Origin of the sequence: Rhizobium johnstonii 3841, from assembly GCF_000009265.1 — a bacterium.
GTDB classification, from domain to species: domain Bacteria; phylum Pseudomonadota; class Alphaproteobacteria; order Rhizobiales; family Rhizobiaceae; genus Rhizobium; species Rhizobium acaciae.
Genome location: NC_008380.1, coordinates 3695637 through 3711623 on the forward strand (window position 1 = coordinate 3695637; position 15987 = coordinate 3711623).

Sequence of the window (15987 nt, forward strand, 5' to 3'; positions counted from 1 at the left end):
AAGCCGCCCCTCCCCAGCCTTGAAGACGTGCTAGCGATCAGAAGGTCTTGGTCAACGAGATCTTGAAGGTACGGCCGGGTTCGGAATACCAATCGCGCGGCTGCGACGCCGTCGAGATCAGGTTGACATCGCGCACGGCCAGCGCATTGAAATATTCCTGGTCGAAGATGTTGTAGACGCCGGCCTGCACGCGCAGGCCCGGCAACTGTTCCGGCGTCCACCAGCCGGTCAGGTCGACGATCGCGTAGCCGGGCGCATCGAAGGTCGTGTCGGTGGTGTTGGTGACTGGCGTATTGAGATGGTCAGTGAGCATGCCCGCCGAAAGCGTCGAAGAAAGATCGAAGCCGAAAGTCTCGTTGCTCCAACCGCCACCGAGGATCGCCTTGAACGGTGCCACCGATCGCAGGCGCTGGGCAGTTTCCTCGTTCCTGCCATAGGCATAGGCAAGCGACGTATGGAGATTGATGCCGTTATTGAACGTCTTGACGGCGCTGGCTTCAATACCCGAGATCGTGGCCGCAGACACGTTCGTGTAGTTGAACTCCGTAAAGCCGGTCGCGTCGACGCTCGTCACCGTCTCGATAAAATTCTGGTAGCGGGTGTGGAAGGCCGCGACCCGACCGGTAAAATCGCCCGTGTCAAAATTAGCGCCGATTTCGACGCCGCGGCCGATTTCGGGTTCCAGATCGGGATTGCCGAGCTGGGCGTAGCGGCCCGTCGGGTTGTAGAAGCGGCTGTAGAGTTCGTCCACGGTGGGTGCGCGGAAGCCGACTGCCAGCTGCATGTAGAGCTGCACGTCAGGCGTCAGGTCGTATGTCGCGAGAATCTTCGGTGATAGGCTGGCTTCCGTTCGGTCGTTCAGGTCCCCGAAACGGGTAAGCCCGGTATTGCTTGCGAAACTCCCGCCGGTCGAGGGATTGTAGTTGAACCAGTCGAAGCGGAAGCCGGGTGTCAGCGCGAAGCCGGTATTGCCGATTTCGATCTTGTCTTCGAATGTCAGCCCAAGATTCTGGCTGTCGACATTGGGCACTTCCGCCTGATTGTTCAGCGACGGGCAGGTCGTTGGTGTGGGGCAAAGTGCCCAGCTATACTGGCTCCAGCTGGAAACGCCGACGTCGAGGCCAATACGAACGGAGTGGCTGAGACCGGAATATTCAAAATCCTTCGTTGCGGTGCCGCTGAAGCCCCAGGTTTCGTTTTCAATCTCGTTGTTACGGCCATAGGCCACATTCGCCGCGGTACGCCCCTTGCTGCCGGATTCCTTCTTCAAGTCCTGCCAATAGAGCGTGGCGCGCGCACTGCTGAAGAACGCATCGGAAGACTGCGCTTCATAATCATAATCGAGCGACACACGATCACGATCACGCAGTTCGCGACCGTCGTAATTGTCGATCATATAAGTGCGTCCGGTACCTTGCTGTTCACGCAGATCAGTCTGCAGGTCACGACGGAAACGCTCGGCAGTCAGACCGATGCGGTGGCCACCCTCCAGCTCCTGACGCAGCTTGAAGAGCAGATTATGCTGATCGAAATCAGCCGGATCCGCCTCGGTGCGGAAACGACCATAGCTGTCATTGTCGCCCATGTTGTCGCGTTCGTGCCCCTTCCGATAGCCACCCTGAAACAGGATCGACGTGTTGCCGATCTTCTTGGCAGCGGCGGCCGAGCCGGAAATGCTGCGGTCTTCGCTGTCATAGGTCGACTTGACGATCGCACCCCAATCCCGGCCTTCGGGAATAAGATCCTCCGGCTCCAGCGTATTGAGAACGATGGCGCCGCCGAGCATGCCCGAACCGCCCTTGCTCGAATCCGCGCCGCGCACGATATCGAGCGAGGACAGTGAATCGAAATCGAAGGTGTCGCCGCCGCCGTTGGCGTTGGCCGGCGCAAAGGCACCCTGGCGCGAGCTGTTCGAAATATAAGGGATCGGAATGCCGTCGATCGTGGTCAGGATGCGAGCGCCGGAAAGGCCGCGCAGGGTGAAGCCCGCGTCGCCGCGTGAATAATTCACACCGGCATCGACGCTGCGGCCGATATCGTCAAAATTGGTGACCTGCTTTTCTTCGAGCTGCTTGGCAGTGATCTCGGTCGCCAGCGGCGTGTCGGCGACGCTGCCCGGCGCCACGCGTTTGCCCTTGACGACGATCTTCTGCAGGACGGTGCTGTCCTGCGCCGTGGCCTGCGGCGTGGCTGCCGTAGCGCTTTGCGCGAAAGACTGCGAACCAGGAAGAACAACTGTGGCTGCCGTGCAGACCAATAGAACCGAGCGCCAATGCCGGACGATCATAACCTACCCTCTAATGATGATTACCGGGCTGGCTGGTCGTGGCGTGTCGCACGCTCGAGGGGCTGGCTGGGCTTTTACGGATGAAGGCGGAGCAGAATTCCGCCTTCTTTTCGCCGCATAAAAAACATGAGTAGCATTGTCAACATAAGTCATCGTTTTATGTTGAATATATCTATCATGTTTTAGCGATCTTCAATGACGTTGCACAATTGCAACGAAAAACGCCCTCATGCGTTGTCTTTAGCCACGGATACGAGGAATCGGACGCGTTGAGAAAACTTTCGACATTGGCGATCCTTTTCGCCGCTACCGCCTTTCTTGCCGGCGCCCGCCTGCCCCCGCAAGGCCCGATGCCCGAACCTCGGCCAGATGCCGGGCAGGCGACCAACCCCACCTCCCCGTCCTCGGAAAAGGCGGAACCGCCCGCGCCCGAAGAGGTCCCGGCCCCTCAGCCGAAACCCGATCTAAAGGATCCGGAGGCACCGGCATCGAGCCAGCCGCCAGCCCCGCAGGCCGCACCGTCAAAGCCCGGGCCGGCAGAGCCGATGCAAGGTCCGCCACGACCGCCGGGCAGCCCCGAAAGCTCGCAGTCGCCGACGGAAGAAGGTAAGCCGCCCGGCGAGCAGACACTGGAAGAGCAGGATCTGACGATTGAGCCCGAAAGCGATGCCGAGCATGCCGAATGCACGGCCGCGCTCCAGGCCCTGGGCGTCGTCTTTAAGGACACGCCGCGCATCGACGACGGTAACGGCTGCGGCGTCGACAAGCCGATCATCGTCTCCGAAGCCCTGCCCGGCATCAAACTGAAGCCGGAGGCGACGATGCGCTGCCCGGCGGCACTCGCCCTTGCCCGCTGGATGAAGGACAGCGTCATCCCGGCGGCTTCCGCCGCCCTGCCGGAGCAGGGCCGCATCACGACCGTCAACCAGGCAACGTCCTATATGTGCCGCCTGCGCAACGGCGCCGGAACCGGCAAGATCTCCGAACATGCCCGCGGCAACGCCATCGATATTGCGAGCTTCCATTTCGAAAAGGGCGAGGATGTCGCCGTCCGCTCCCGCCGCGAGGATTCGACGCTGACCGGCGCCTTCCAGCGCACCGTCAGCGCCGCCGGCTGCCTCTATTTCACCACCGTCCTCGACCCCGAAAGCGACGCCGCCCACGAAACCCATTTCCATCTCGACGTCATCGAGAGGAAGGGCGGCTATCGTTATTGCCATTAGTCATTTCAAAGAGTTGCGCTTCACGCTTGAATCGAGGGCCGAGGTACCCAAATCGAAGCTGCAGAATGTCAATGGAAGGGCTCACCGCGAATGAGGATCATCGCATGTTACGCGATCTTGGCTCTCGTTTTCTTGGGCATTGGATTCGTCATTACCGGCAAACTGCATTGGTTCCTTGCCGTAGGAGTGTTGCTGACAGGCACTTTGGAACGGCTGGTCCTCTGGCTGCTCATCGGTCCCGACGGGAGAAAAGCCATCGTCTTCGTCTATTGAGACAGCCAGCCAAGCCATCACCGGATCAGAACAATCCCTCGATATAACCCTGGTCGTTCAGGAAAATCCGTTCCGCCGACGGTGATTTCGGGAGGCCCGGCATCGTCATGATCTCGCCGGTGATGGCGACGACGAAGCCCGCTCCCGCCGAAAGCCGCACCTCTCGCACGGTGACGATGTGGCCTTCCGGCGCGCCGCGCAGGTTCGGATCGGTGGAGAAGGAATATTGCGTCTTCGCCATGCAGATCGGCAGCTTGCCGTAACCCTGCTCCTCCCATGTCTGCAACTGGTCGCGCACCGCCTTGTCGGCCGTCACCTCGCCGGCGTGATAGATCTTCGAGGCGACGATCTCGATCTTCTCGAACAGCGAAAGGTCGTCGCCGTAAAGCGGCTGGAATTTCGCCTGCCCGGATTCGGCCAGTTCCACCACCTTGTGCGCCAGGTCCTCGATGCCGGCCGAACCCAGCGCCCAGTGGCGGCAGAGAATCGCCTCGGCGCCGAGTCTCGAGACAAATTCCTTGACCGCCGCGATCTCGGCGTCGGTATCCGAAACGAAATGGTTGATCGCGACGACGACGGGCACGCCGAATCGGCGCACATTGGCGACGTGCCGGCCGAGATTGGCGCAGCCCTTTTTCAGCGCCGCGACATCCTCCGTGCCGAGATCGTCCTTCTTCACCCCGCCATTCATTTTCAGCGCTCGGACGGTCGCGACAATGACCGCCGCATCCGGCTTCAGCCCCGCCTTGCGGCACTTGATGTCGAAGAATTTCTCCGCCCCGAGATCGGCGCCGAAGCCCGCTTCCGTCACCACATAGTCGCCAAGCTTCAGCGCCGTCTTGGTCGCCGTCACCGAGTTGCAGCCATGAGCGATATTGGCGAAGGGGCCACCATGCACGAAGGCCGGATTATTCTCCAGCGTCTGCACCAGGTTCGGCTGCATCGCATCTTTCAAGAGCACCGCCATGGCGCCGTCGGCTTTCAGGTCGCGCGCATGCACCGGCGTTCGGTCGAAACGATAGCCGATGATAATGTCGCCGAGCCGCCGCTCCAGATCCTTGAGATCGGTGGCAAGGCAGAGGATCGCCATCACCTCGGAGGCGACGGTGATGTCGAACCCGCCCTGGCGCGGGAAGCCGTTGGCGACGCCTCCGAGCGATAAGACCATGCTTCTGAGCGCCCGGTCGTTCATGTCCATCACTCTCCGCCAGGTGATGCGGCGGATGTCGATATTCTCTTCGTTGCCCCAGTAGATGTGGTTGTCGATCATCGCCGCCAGCAGATTGTGTGCCGAGGTGATCGCATGGAAGTCGCCGGTGAAATGCAGGTTGATGTCTTCCATCGGCACGACCTGCGCATAACCGCCGCCAGCCGCTCCGCCCTTGACACCGAAGCAAGGGCCGAGCGAGGCCTCGCGGATGCAGACAACGGCTTTCTTGCCGATCCGGTTCAGCCCATCGCCGAGCCCGACCGTGGTGGTCGTCTTGCCCTCGCCCGCCGGCGTCGGATTGATCGCGGTGACGAGGATCAGCTTGCCATCCTTCTTGCCCGCTTGCGCGGCGATGAACTCGGCGCTGACCTTCGCCTTGTCGTGACCATAGGGAACGAGCTGCTCGACCGGAATGCCCAGTTTCGCCCCGATTTCGAAGATCGGCTTTTTGGCCGCGGCGCGCGCGATTTCGATATCGGATTTGATTGATGGCATGGATGTTCCCCCGTCCGACCTCCGCGGAAGCGGAGTCGTTGTTTTTCTCTTCATCGAGATAGCGAAATATCGGCGGGGTGTGAATAGTGCTGCGCCTTGCCACCGCCACGCTTACAGCGCCGCGGGTCTTTCAGACGCGCAAAGGACGCTGTAACACTTTCAATCCTCGCATCGACCCGAAAATCGGTTTCGATTTTCGGGTCGATGCGCTAGGCGTTTATGTGGCGGTCAACGATTGCGGCTTCTTAGGGTGAAGACATGAAAGCATTGGAAATCTTCGTCGAGCGCATCATCCTGTCGAGCCGCTGGATCCTCGTGGTCTTCTATATCGGCCTGGTGCTGGCGCTCGCCATTTATGCCGTTTCCTTCGGCTACAAGCTTCTGAAGATTGCCGCCGGCGTTTTCGTGCTGGACGAAGCTGGGATGATCCTTGCCATGCTCAGCCTGATCGACGCGGCCCTCGTCGCAAGCCTGATCGTCATGGTGATGATCTCGGGCTACGAGAATTTCGTCAGCCGCTTCGACGAGGCCGACGAGGCCGACAGCGAAGTCTCCTTCCTCGGCAAGCTCGATTCAGGCAGCCTGAAGATCAAGGTCGCCTCCTCGATCGTCGCCATCTCCTCCATCCATCTGCTGCAGGTCTTTCTCAACGCCGATCAATACGAGGACGGCAAGATCATGTGGCTTACCCTCATGCACCTCGCCTTCGTCGCCTCCGCCGTCATGCTCGGCTTCCTCGAGAAGCTGATGAGCGTCACGTCGAAAAATGATCTGAAGGATAAGGATTGACAGGCGACACAGAGGCGCCTTCGGAGCTTGAACAAGCAGCAGCCCGACGCAAAACGCCGAGCTATGCTTGTTTCGCGTCCTGAGATCAATCGGCCGAAGCAGCAACAGGAACGATCTCTGCCTCAGCTTCTCTGGGGCATCGAAGGCTTTCCTTCGCCTCCGGCCCACAGACATGCAAGCCGGGCTCTTCATCATAAGGGATGATACCATTGACGATGCCAAGCTCGAGCGCCTGAGAAGGAACTATGATCCTCCCTCGCTCAGTTGATGTGGCGGGCATCACCGTCTCGTATGTCTCGGCATTGACGCCCATCTCGTCGAAATAAGCGGAAAATCTCGTATATTCTGCCGTCGTGGGCCTGACGAGGCCGATCGAGGAATATCCGACAATCCGCGGCGTTCCGCTCATCAGGACAAGAGTACAGCTCGAAAGGCAGTACGCACGGCCGGCAAAGACTTCGCCCTCGGTCAGTCCGCTTTTGGCGATGCTGGCTTTGCAACGCGGATCCAGCTTTGGACAATTCGGCAACTGCGTTCTGCCAATCGAGGTCTCCAGACCTGCAGCACGGATCATACGCCCCATCGCGAAAGCCGCATCCATGTCCCCGCCATTGGATTGAAGGACGATCGGCAGTTTTCTTTCGCCGAGCGTCGCCAACATCGCCTCCAGCCGAGCCGGCGTATCCGGCGTGATGTCTCCATCCGCAGAGATCCACTGCGTGCACTCTTCCCGGCAGTTGCCATTGGACATCAGGAGGAAGTCCATCGGCTGGGTTTTCGGCAGTTTCTCGCTTGTCTCTGCGGCCGCATCCTGCACAGGGGCTGGAGATACAGGCGCCTTGGCCACCACAGGGGCTTCGACTACCGGATGGCTGTGACAGACAGCCTCGGCCACTGCATCTGGGGCGCAGAGCGGCATGCCGGGCCACTCATTGTAGGACAACATGTCCGTGATGAGACCTGTTCGAAGTGCCTCCGTAGCCGGTACGATATTGATGTTGTCAGGCGTGGCGCTCATCATCAGACCGATCACATCTGCGCTGACGCCCATTTCCTTCAAATAGGCCGTCAAAGCAGCGGTAGCCTTCTTTCCAAGTTTGGTGGAACTGCTCTGCCCCGCCACCTTGCGTCCAACCTCCTTGCGGGAGATTTCCTTCTTCTTGCCATTCACGATCTTGTATTCAATGCGATAGGAAACACGCACCTTGTTGTAGACAGTGGTGATCTGGTGGACGCCGACAAAGGCCCATTGCGACGAGACACGCGACACACCGCCCGCCAACGCCAGCGGACACGCAGAAAAGCAGTATGCACCTGACGAATAGGTGTAACCGACCGCGCTACCGTCCTTGGCAATAGCGGCTTGGCAGCGCGTATCCCCAACCGGGCAATCTTTGAGCCGCGTGCCGCCGACCGCCGTTTCCAGCCCGGCCTTGCGGATCATCCGGCCCATCGCATAGGCGGCATCGACGTCGCCGCCTTCGGAACGGAAAACGACAGGCAATTTACGGCCACCGATCTTCTTGAGTATTTTTCTCAGCCGCGCGGGCGTATCGGACGTTATACGCCCCTCCGCCGATATCCATTCCGGACAGTTTTCCTGGCAGAGAAGACTACGCACGAGGATGAAATTCATCGGGGGATGCGCTGCCTTTTTCTCCCCGGCGGCCTGCGAGGTTGCCGCGCCGATCGGCAAGGTCAAAAGGAGAAAAACAAGTAATAATCTGGAAAATAGACACTTCACCAAAAAGGAAATTGCAAAGCGCACGATTAAATTGCCTCAGTTGTACTGAGCATACGCTTAGCAATTGGATTGACTGCCAGCAAGTCGGATTTCGCCGCCTGCTGCCATCCTTCCTATCTCTGTTCTTTCACCGCATTTAGGCTGAAACAGCGACCCGCTGCGGCCACGTTCACGCAGTTCACCTGCTCAAGCGTAAAGCGCTGCAGGTAAAACCAGTCCACCGCCTTTGCGCCCGTGCCGGAGAGACCCGAGTTCTTCCCCCGAAACCCTCCCCAGTGATTCTCTCCTTGCCCGGCTGCGCAAGACCATCGCAGTGCCGCCATAAAAGAACTCTGAGGTACCGCTACGCTATTTTTGCAAGTCGAAACTCAACCGAAGCGCGAACTACTGTGGCTAATTTTTCACAATTCGAATGAATCGGCTTGCGTTAGGTCAATTGGGACTAGCATCCCGCCGATTTTCTGTATTTGATAGCGGTAACATTGGGCTGCCGGGGGCGTACAAATGTCTTACATGACTGCCTCTGAAAGACAGTCATTGCTTTCGGCAGAACTTTCGACCGCACGAACGCGCAGCCTGTTTGCACAGGCGCTTGGCAGGATCTCTACAGCCTTCGGATTGTCGCATGCGACGCTGATGCACGCCCCCTCCCCGGAAGATCTTCTCTTGAAACCCCTGCTGATCGAGAGCTCGCTTCCGGCCGCCTATGTCAGGGATTTCGACCGTGCCCACATGATGCGCGGCTGCCCTTTCGGCGTAAGGTTAAGAGCGTCTGCCGTGCCGCCGGCCTGGCACCTCAACGACGCCTCCAATGGTCAGGCCTTTCCCGCCGAACTTCGTGCCCTGATGCTGCGCCATGCCATACCGGCAGGCGTTGCCATGCCGACCACTGCAGCCGACGGCCAGCGCTTGGTCTTTTGGTTCTGCGGCGAGCGCGCCGCACTCGGCCAGAGCGAGATCAACGAGCTGGTAATGATCATTCTCCATGCACTCGATGCATACAATGCAGTCAAGCGCAACGAGGAATGCGCGCATAACGCGCTGTCGAACCGAGAACTAGAAGTTGTGCGCTGGACGGCCCAGGGCAAGACCTCGATCGAAATCGGCCAGATCCTCACGCTCTCGGACCATACGGTGAACGCCTATATGACGAACGCGATCAAAAAACTCGATTGCGTCAACCGCACCCAGTTGGTAGCTAAGGCAATTCGATTGAAGCTGATCAACTGAGGAATCGGAAGAGAGTCGGCACGTCGTCCCGTGATCTGGGGGAATCGTGCCTCTTCACTTCGAACAGCCCGTTATTGACAAGACAGAGCAATCCCGCGCTCACATCGGCATCACCGATGTGGAAGTCGTCCAGATGCTTGCTGCCTATCGTCTTTTCGGCTTCTGGCGTATCGACATCGAGACAGGACATTTCTTTGCAAGCGAGGATGTCCACGCGATCTTCGGCCTCTCCTACAGCGACGGCCCTGTCAACCTGACAGAGCTGATGTCGCGCATCCACGAGGAGGATCGCAGCCTGATCGCCCAAACCTTCGAAGAGGCGAGCCTTCATGGCGTCGGCTTCCATTTCGTTTATCGTGTCGACAACCGGCTTGGCGGCTACAAGCTGGTGCGCAGCGTCGGCCGCTTCCGAAACGATCAAAGCGGCGGTGGCATCGTCGGCATCACCTATGAATTCGTCGAGAAGCTGCGTGTCGTCGGCTTCGAGGACAACACGATACCCCGCTGACTCCAGACGTTTTAGCGGTCAAGCACCGAGCGGATCTCGACGAGGTTCGAGCGCACCCTCAGAATATAGAAGCCCATGGTGGCGAGATGGCTCGGCATGATCCAGCCATCCTCGCGCCCGTTCGAGATGATCGCGGGCTGGATGCGCAGTGCGGCCTGAAACTGCCGCGTCGTGCTGCCCCAGATCGCGCCGAGATTGCGTTCCTGCACCACCTGCGAGAAATCCGCCTGCGCGGCGGCAAGGATGGCGTAGTAGGCATAGAGCTGGCCATAGGCGAACCAGAATCGGTCGTCGGCGCGGGTGTCGAACCAGCCGCGATTGTGGTTTTCCGAGCGCTCCGCGAGCATGTCGGACGTGCCGCCGAGATCGTTGGCGATGCGGTCGATGAACTGCATCAGATTGTCGGCGCGGCCGTCGAAAATGACATTGCAGAGGGCGAGATCGGTGTTGAACTTGCGCAGGCTGCCGATTGCCGAGCGGTAATAGGAAGGCGTCGGCGTTTTCGGCCCGAAGGGATTGAGCCCGAAATACCAGCTGTTTTCATCAAACTGCAGATTGCCGCGCGCGCTCTGCAGGTCATTGTTAATGCCCGACGTGCCACGCACGCGCCCAAGCGTATCGACGAGCTCTGCCGAAGTCCGCCGGACCGCCTGGTTGACGCCGCGCTGGAACGACGCCTTGTTGTCGAGGAAGGGCGTGTGATCCCAGTCGATGCCGAAGAAGCCCATCTTGTAGAGCAGCATGGAGGAGATCCATGCGTTCTGGTTCACATTGAAATCGGTGAGATCGGCCGCGACGTCGATGATCGCCGAGCGTTGGCAGGTCTTCGGCCCCGTCGCATTGGCACCCTCGGCGGCGGGCACTTCCTGCCCGGCGGCAACCTTGCGTTCGGAAAGCCGGTACTGGTCGACGAAAGCGGTATTGAAATTCGACCAGACCTGCGTCTGCCAGAAGAAATAACCGTAGAGCACGATCAGCAGCGCCACGAAAGCGATGACCGGCAGCCGGATCATCCAGCTCCGGCGCTGATACCAGCCGTGCGCGGCAAGAAAGGGCCAGAAGGCCCAGGCGGAAAACAGGCGAACCCAGCGGCCGATCATCTGGCCGATCAGCCTGAAAAAACCGGCTATCCGGTCAAGCATCGTCGTCTCCTGTCAGGCGAGGCGAACATCGGGACATTGCCGCCCCGCTGCATCCCACATATGCGCTCGATGGGCCGAGCACAACACGAGCCCTTCGATTTTTCGGAATGAAAGCATTGCGCAAGAGGGTATTGCCTCGCCCCTGCTGGTCAGGAGCGCAGGAAAGGCAGGCTGAAACGGAAAGACCTGCGCGCCGTGTCGATCAGAGGCGCTCCCGATGTTTCCGGCGGCGGTTCGGCATAGGTCGGAAACCTTCTGGCAAATTCGAGATCGGCGCGGCTCTTGCGCCGCTCCAGATCCTGGGCGACCAGCATGCCCTTCTCGAACAGCCTAATCGGTGCGGCGATATCAGGAAAGAGTTCCGGCTTGATCCTCACCTTCATGCCCGGCCGGTCGGTATCGACCTGCGCCTGATAGATGATCAGCCGCTCTTCCACGTCGATCAGCAGCTTGCGCAGCAGCGCGCTGCAGGCGGCGATCCGGCCGTTCAGCGAATCAACAAAGGCCTGGAACAGGCCGATGAAGCGCTCGCGCCGCTGGCTGTCGTCGCGCATCTCGTGCTCCCCGGCGGAAATCCGCTCGGCCTCCGCCTTCAGCGCCCGCCGTTCCGCCTCCATCTGCTCCCAATGAGCCCTGTTGCCATAGACGCCGATACGGCCTTGCGTCGTCAGCGCCTTGGCATTGAGCTCCTTCATCTTGAGGCGGGCGATGTCGATGGAAACGACCAACCGTCGCCGCTGCTCGACGATATCGACAAGGCTGAGTTCGGCGGCCTTGTGCCGTTCGGTGAGCGCGGCGCGCTGGCCGGAGATCAGCCTGGCGAGCGCGTCCGATTTCGTCAAAAGGTCAAGCAGCCGCTCGATGACGGGCGCCTCGCGCACGCGTTTGGTATACATGCGCCACATCCGTTGGCGCGACACCCAGCCGGCCATCTTCTCGCGCAGCGTCAGCCCCCGGAAACTGTCGAGATCGGCTGAAACCTCGGCCGTCAACCGATCGAGGCAAAAGACCAGCCTGGCCAGTTGGGCGTCGAGCGCCGCAGCATCGGCGATATGGACCTGGAAGCGGGTATTCTGCTCGAGGAAGACCTCGTCGACCGATCGTGTTTCGTCGCCGCTGAAGGCGCCGATCGCGGCCACGCAATAGCCTCCCTCGGCCGCAATCCTTTCGGCAAGGCTGCTTGCGGCTTCATACTGGCTGTCGAATGGCGGGGGTTTGCGCACCAAGCCTCTCCAGGGAATCTCCTGCCCCCAAGCTAGTCGCTTGCGGCGCCAAAGAAAACAGGCAGCGTCGCCGTCTTCAGACCGGCTCGGCGATCCAGGTACCGTTCATCGCGTCGTCCCAGTGCCTGCGGCAGAGCGAGACATATTTCTCGTTGCCGCCGACATCGATCTGCGCGCCTTCGTGCAATACTTTTCCTTCCGCGTCGAGCCGCACAACCATCGTCGCCTTGCGCCCGCAATGGCAGATCGTGCGCACCTCGCGCATTTCGTCGGCGATCGCAAGCAGTTCCTGCGAGGCCGGAAACAGCTTGCCCTGGAAATCGGTTCTCAGCCCGTAGACCATCACAGGGATGCCGAGCCTGTCGACGACGCGAGCAAGCTGCCAGACATGGACAGGCGTCATGAAATGCGCCTCGTCGACGAAGATGCAGGAAATCGGCGCCCCTTCGCCGCTCAGCGTCGCGACCAACCGGAACAGATCCTCATGCGGCTCGAAGGGAATGGCGCTCGCCTCCAGCCCGATCCGCGAGCCGATGACGCCTCGGCCCGCGCGCTCGTCGAAGGCTGCGATCAGTTGCACCGTGCGCATGCCGCGCTCCTGGTAATTATAGGAGGCCTGCAGCAGCATCGTCGACTTGCCGGCGTTCATCGTCGAGTAGTTGAAATAGAGTTTTGCCATCCGATTTCTCCTTGATCGGCTTATTGAAAGCTCGGAATGGCAAAGAAAAGCCCTGAGTGAGCAATAATCACAGGAATCCGGCTCGAAAACCGCTGAAAGCCCCGAAAACAAGGCATTGCCAAAAAATCCGCGGACGTCGCAATCGCATGGGTCGATACGGCGCAAACGCACTGAGGTCGCTTGTCAAACTCGGTTATTGATGGTTGGCTTGGGAACTTAAAGACTGGGAGTCTAAAATGAAAACAACAAGCACGTTCAAACTCGTTACCGCAACTGCCGTCGCCGCCCTCTCCGTTGCGACCGCCGCCTTCGCCGCAGACCCTGACAACTGCACTACCGTCCGCTTCGCGGACGTCGGCTGGACGGATATCACCGCCACCACCGCCACCGCATCCGTGATCCTCAAGAGCATCGGCTATGAGGCCGACGTCAAGGTTCTCTCGGTCCCGGTCACCTACACGTCGCTGAAGAACAAGGACATCGACATCTTCCTCGGCAACTGGATGCCGACGCAGGAAAAGGACGTCCGTCCCTATATCGACGATAAGTCGGTCGAATCCTTCGGCCCCAACCTCGTCGGCGCCAAATACACGCTCGCCACCAATGCTAAAGGCGCCGAGCTCGGCATCAAGGACTTCAAGGACATTGCCGCCCACAAGGACGATCTCGACGGCAAGATCTACGGAATCGAGCCTGGCAATGATGGCAACCGCCTCGTCATGGACATGATCGAGAAGAACGAGTTCGGCCTCAAGGATCTGGAAGTCGTCGAGTCCTCAGAGCAGGGCATGCTCGCCCAGGTCGCCCGTGCCGACAAAGCGGGCAAGCCCGTTGTCTTCCTCGGCTGGGAACCCCATCCGATGAACACCAACTTCAAGCTGACCTACCTCACAGGCGGCGACAACGTCTTCGGCCCCGACTTCGGCGGCGCCAAGGTCTTCACCAATGTCCGTGCCGGTTATCTCGACGAATGCCCGAATGTCGGCTTGATGTTGAAGAACCTGACGTTCTCCCTCGACATGGAGAACCAGATCATGGGCAAGATTCTCAACGACGGCAAGGAACCGGAAGCTGCGGCTTCCGAATGGCTGAAGGCCAACCCCGCAGCACTCGAGCCGTGGCTCGCGGGCGTCAAGACCCGCGACGGCAAGGGCGAAGCTCTCGCGGCCGCCAAGACCGGCCTCGGCCTCAGATGATACGAACGGGGCGGCACGCCGCCCCGTTTCATTTTTATCCGATTGTTGTTTTCTGGATGGGCGCGCCCTTGAATTGGATCACCGAATTTAAGATTCCCGTTGGCCCCTGGGCCAAATCCTTCGTGGATTGGCTGACCTCGAACGGCGAATGGTTCTTCAACCAGATCGCCTTCCTGCTGTCGAGCGCCATAGACGGCCTGCTCTTCGTGCTGCAGAAGCCCCATCCGCTGATCGTCATCGCGGCCATCACCGCCATCGCCTTTTGGCTGCGCCGGTCGATCGCGGTTGCCGTCTTCACCTGTCTCGGGCTGCTGCTGATCGTGAACCAGGACTATTGGAAGGAAACGACGGAGACGCTCGCCCTCGTGCTCGCCGCCACCTTCGTCTGTATGGTGATCGGTATTCCACTCGGCATTGCCGCCGCCCGCCGCCCTTGGGTCTATGCTGCCATGCGCCCGGTGCTCGATCTCATGCAGACCATACCGACATTCGTCTATCTGATCCCGGCGCTCATCCTGTTCGGCCTCGGCATGGTGCCGGGCCTGATCGCGACCGTCATCTTCGCAATCCCCGCCCCGATCCGGCTGACGCGCCTCGGCATCATCTCGACGCCGCCGTCCCTCGTCGAAGCCGCCGTCGCTTTCGGCGCGACGCCGATACAGGTGCTGCGCAAGATCGAGCTTCCCTTCGCCACGCCGCAGATCATGGCGGGTCTCACCCAGACCATCATGCTGTCGCTGTCGATGGTCGTCATCGCCGCCCTTGTCGGCGCTCCCGGGCTTGGCGTGCCCGTCGTCCGTGCGCTGAACACCGTCAATATCGCCAAGGGCTTCGAGGCGGGCTTCTGCATCGTCATCCTGGCAATCATTCTCGACCGGATGTTCCGCACCGCGGGTGAAGGAGGCGCTGCATGACCGCGGTAAGCTTTAACAATGTCAGCATCGTCTTCGGCGATCGGCCGGAAACCGCGCTTGCCATGGTAGACCAGGGCAAAACGCGCGACGAGATCGGCGCCGCCACCGGTCTGGTGCTCGGTGTGGCCAACGCCTCGCTGACGATCGAGGAAGGCGAGATCCTGGTGCTGATGGGTCTTTCCGGCTCCGGCAAGTCGACGCTCCTGCGCGCCGTCAACGGGCTCGCTCCCGTGGTGCGTGGCGATGTCGCGGTCTCGGCGGCCACCGGCCCCGTCAACCCCTATAGATGCAATGCCAAGGCGCTACGCGAGCTGCGCACTCACACAGTCTCCATGGTGTTCCAGCAATTCGCCCTCCTGCCCTGGCGCACAGTCGCCGACAATGTCGGCTTCGGTCTCGAGCTCGCCGGCATGCCGGAAGCCGAACGCAAGCTCCGCGTCGGCGAACAGCTTGAACTCGTCAACCTGACGAAATGGGCCGATCGCAAGGTCAACGAGCTTTCCGGCGGCATGCAGCAGCGTGTCGGGCTCGCCCGCGCCTTTGCCACCGGCGCCCCGATTCTGCTCATGGACGAGCCGTTCTCGGCGCTCGACCCATTGATCCGCACCCGCCTGCAGGATGAGCTCCTGGAATTCCAGCGGCGGCTGAAGAAGACCATCCTCTTCGTCAGCCACGATCTCGACGAGGCTTTCCGCATCGGCAATCGCATTGCCATCATGGAGAGCGGCCGCATCATCCAGTGCGGGACGCCGGACGACATCGTCAAGAACCCCGCAGACCAGTATGTCGCCGATTTCGTGCAGAACCTCAATCCGATCAACATGCTGACGGCGGCCGACGTCATGCAGCCAGGCCTCGGCCAGACTGCCGCCGGCATGAGCGTCAGCGCCACCGCCCGCGCCGCGACCCCGCTCATCGATATCCTCGATGCCCTTGCCCGCCAGCCGGGCAGTATCGGCATCGTCGAGAACGGTGCGATCGTCGGCACCATCTCGGCCCAGGATATCGTTGCCGGCCTCACCCGCCATCGCCGCAAGGAGGAAGCTTGATGTTTTCCCTCCGCTTTGTCACAAA

Annotated in this window: 14 protein-coding genes; 8 read left to right on the forward strand and 6 right to left on the reverse strand. The window is 60.3% G+C overall.

All coding sequences use genetic code 11. The features are described from left to right. Positions 1 to 37 precede the first annotated feature (37 nt). On the reverse strand, positions 38 to 2287 hold the full coding sequence (locus RL_RS18135; protein WP_011652995.1) for a TonB-dependent hemoglobin/transferrin/lactoferrin family receptor: 2250 nt from the start codon (positions 2285 to 2287) through the stop codon (positions 38 to 40). A gap of 209 nt (positions 2288 to 2496) precedes the next feature. Between RL_RS18135 and RL_RS18140 the strand changes: the two genes are divergently transcribed. Next, on the forward strand, positions 2497 to 3510 hold the full coding sequence (locus tag RL_RS18140) for an extensin-like domain-containing protein (RefSeq protein WP_011652996.1): 1014 nt from the start codon (positions 2497 to 2499) through the stop codon (positions 3508 to 3510). A gap of 90 nt (positions 3511 to 3600) precedes the next feature. Further along, positions 3601 to 3783 carry a hypothetical protein gene (locus tag RL_RS18145; RefSeq protein WP_011652997.1) on the forward strand — a complete coding sequence of 61 codons (183 nt, stop codon included), beginning with the start codon at positions 3601 to 3603 and terminating at the stop codon, positions 3781 to 3783. A gap of 25 nt (positions 3784 to 3808) precedes the next feature. On the opposite strand, the gene RL_RS18150 is transcribed toward RL_RS18145, so the two are convergent. After that, on the reverse strand, positions 3809 to 5488 hold the full coding sequence (locus RL_RS18150) for a formate--tetrahydrofolate ligase (protein ID WP_011652998.1): 1680 nt from the start codon (positions 5486 to 5488) through the stop codon (positions 3809 to 3811). Between the two features lie 258 nt (positions 5489 to 5746). Here RL_RS18150 and RL_RS18155 point away from each other — a divergent pair, with 258 nt between their 5' ends. Beyond that, on the forward strand, positions 5747 to 6277 hold the full coding sequence (locus tag RL_RS18155; RefSeq protein ID WP_011652999.1) for a TIGR00645 family protein: 531 nt from the start codon (positions 5747 to 5749) through the stop codon (positions 6275 to 6277). Positions 6278 to 6362: 85 nt separating this feature from the next. Here the strand turns inward: RL_RS18155 and RL_RS18160 are convergent, their stop codons facing one another. Continuing rightward, positions 6363 to 8045, reverse strand: a complete 1683-nt coding sequence (locus RL_RS18160; protein WP_011653000.1) for a hypothetical protein — start codon at positions 8043 to 8045, stop codon at positions 6363 to 6365. Positions 8046 to 8525: 480 nt separating this feature from the next. On the opposite strand from RL_RS18160, the gene RL_RS18165 reads away from it, so the two are divergent. Both RL_RS18165 and RL_RS18170 read left to right on the forward strand, forming a co-directional pair. Continuing rightward, positions 8526 to 9251, forward strand: coding sequence for a helix-turn-helix transcriptional regulator (locus RL_RS18165; RefSeq protein ID WP_041936415.1), 726 nt, complete (start codon positions 8526 to 8528; stop codon positions 9249 to 9251). A gap of 46 nt (positions 9252 to 9297) precedes the next feature. Beyond that, positions 9298 to 9759 carry a PAS domain-containing protein gene (locus RL_RS18170; protein ID WP_011653002.1) on the forward strand — a complete coding sequence of 154 codons (462 nt, stop codon included), beginning with the start codon at positions 9298 to 9300 and terminating at the stop codon, positions 9757 to 9759. 11 nt (positions 9760 to 9770) lie between these two features. Here RL_RS18170 and RL_RS18175 read toward each other — a convergent pair whose 3' ends face one another. The 3 genes from RL_RS18175 to RL_RS18185 all read right to left on the reverse strand — a co-directional run bounded on the left by RL_RS18175 (position 9771) and on the right by RL_RS18185 (position 12803). Continuing rightward, positions 9771 to 10901, reverse strand: coding sequence for a DUF2333 family protein (locus tag RL_RS18175; RefSeq protein ID WP_011653003.1), 1131 nt, complete (start codon positions 10899 to 10901; stop codon positions 9771 to 9773). 149 nt (positions 10902 to 11050) lie between these two features. Further along, entirely contained in the window at positions 11051 to 12124 is a 1074-nt protein-coding gene (locus RL_RS18180) for a hypothetical protein (protein WP_041936416.1), read from the reverse strand. Positions 12125 to 12200: 76 nt separating this feature from the next. After that, positions 12201 to 12803 (reverse strand): thymidine kinase, encoded by a 603-nt coding sequence (locus RL_RS18185; protein ID WP_011653005.1) that lies wholly within the window; start codon positions 12801 to 12803, stop codon positions 12201 to 12203. Positions 12804 to 13039: 236 nt separating this feature from the next. On the opposite strand from RL_RS18185, the gene RL_RS18190 reads away from it, so the two are divergent. The 3 genes from RL_RS18190 (at position 13040) to choV (ending at position 15962) form a co-directional block, all read left to right on the forward strand. Next, positions 13040 to 13999 (forward strand): choline ABC transporter substrate-binding protein, encoded by a 960-nt coding sequence (locus RL_RS18190; RefSeq protein ID WP_011653006.1) that lies wholly within the window; start codon positions 13040 to 13042, stop codon positions 13997 to 13999. A gap of 68 nt (positions 14000 to 14067) precedes the next feature. Further along, positions 14068 to 14913, forward strand: coding sequence for a choline ABC transporter permease subunit (gene choW / locus RL_RS18195; RefSeq protein ID WP_017961531.1), 846 nt, complete (start codon positions 14068 to 14070; stop codon positions 14911 to 14913). After that, positions 14910 to 15962: a choline ABC transporter ATP-binding protein gene (gene choV, locus RL_RS18200; RefSeq protein ID WP_011653008.1), complete on the forward strand. Its 1053-nt coding sequence runs from the start codon at positions 14910 to 14912 to the stop codon at positions 15960 to 15962. The genes choW and choV overlap by 4 nt, the downstream gene beginning before the upstream one ends. Positions 15963 to 15987: the final 25 nt, after the last annotated feature.

Excerpts from the sequence above, each read along its gene's own strand:
- RL_RS18135 (WP_011652995.1), bottom strand. The coding sequence starts at position 2,287 with ATGATCGTCCGGCATTGGCGCTCGGTTCTATTGGTCTGCACGGCAGCC.
- RL_RS18145 (WP_011652997.1), top strand. The coding sequence starts at position 3,601 with ATGAGGATCATCGCATGTTACGCGATCTTGGCTCTCGTTTTCTTGGGC.
- RL_RS18150 (WP_011652998.1), bottom strand. The coding sequence starts at position 5,488 with ATGCCATCAATCAAATCCGATATCGAAATCGCGCGCGCCGCGGCCAAA.
- RL_RS18155 (WP_011652999.1), top strand. The coding sequence starts at position 5,747 with ATGAAAGCATTGGAAATCTTCGTCGAGCGCATCATCCTGTCGAGCCGC.
- RL_RS18165 (WP_041936415.1), top strand. The coding sequence starts at position 8,526 with ATGTCTTACATGACTGCCTCTGAAAGACAGTCATTGCTTTCGGCAGAA.
- RL_RS18175 (WP_011653003.1), bottom strand. The coding sequence starts at position 10,901 with ATGCTTGACCGGATAGCCGGTTTTTTCAGGCTGATCGGCCAGATGATC.
- RL_RS18185 (WP_011653005.1), bottom strand. The coding sequence starts at position 12,803 with ATGGCAAAACTCTATTTCAACTACTCGACGATGAACGCCGGCAAGTCG.
- RL_RS18190 (WP_011653006.1), top strand. The coding sequence starts at position 13,040 with ATGAAAACAACAAGCACGTTCAAACTCGTTACCGCAACTGCCGTCGCC.
- choV (WP_011653008.1), top strand. The coding sequence starts at position 14,910 with ATGACCGCGGTAAGCTTTAACAATGTCAGCATCGTCTTCGGCGATCGG.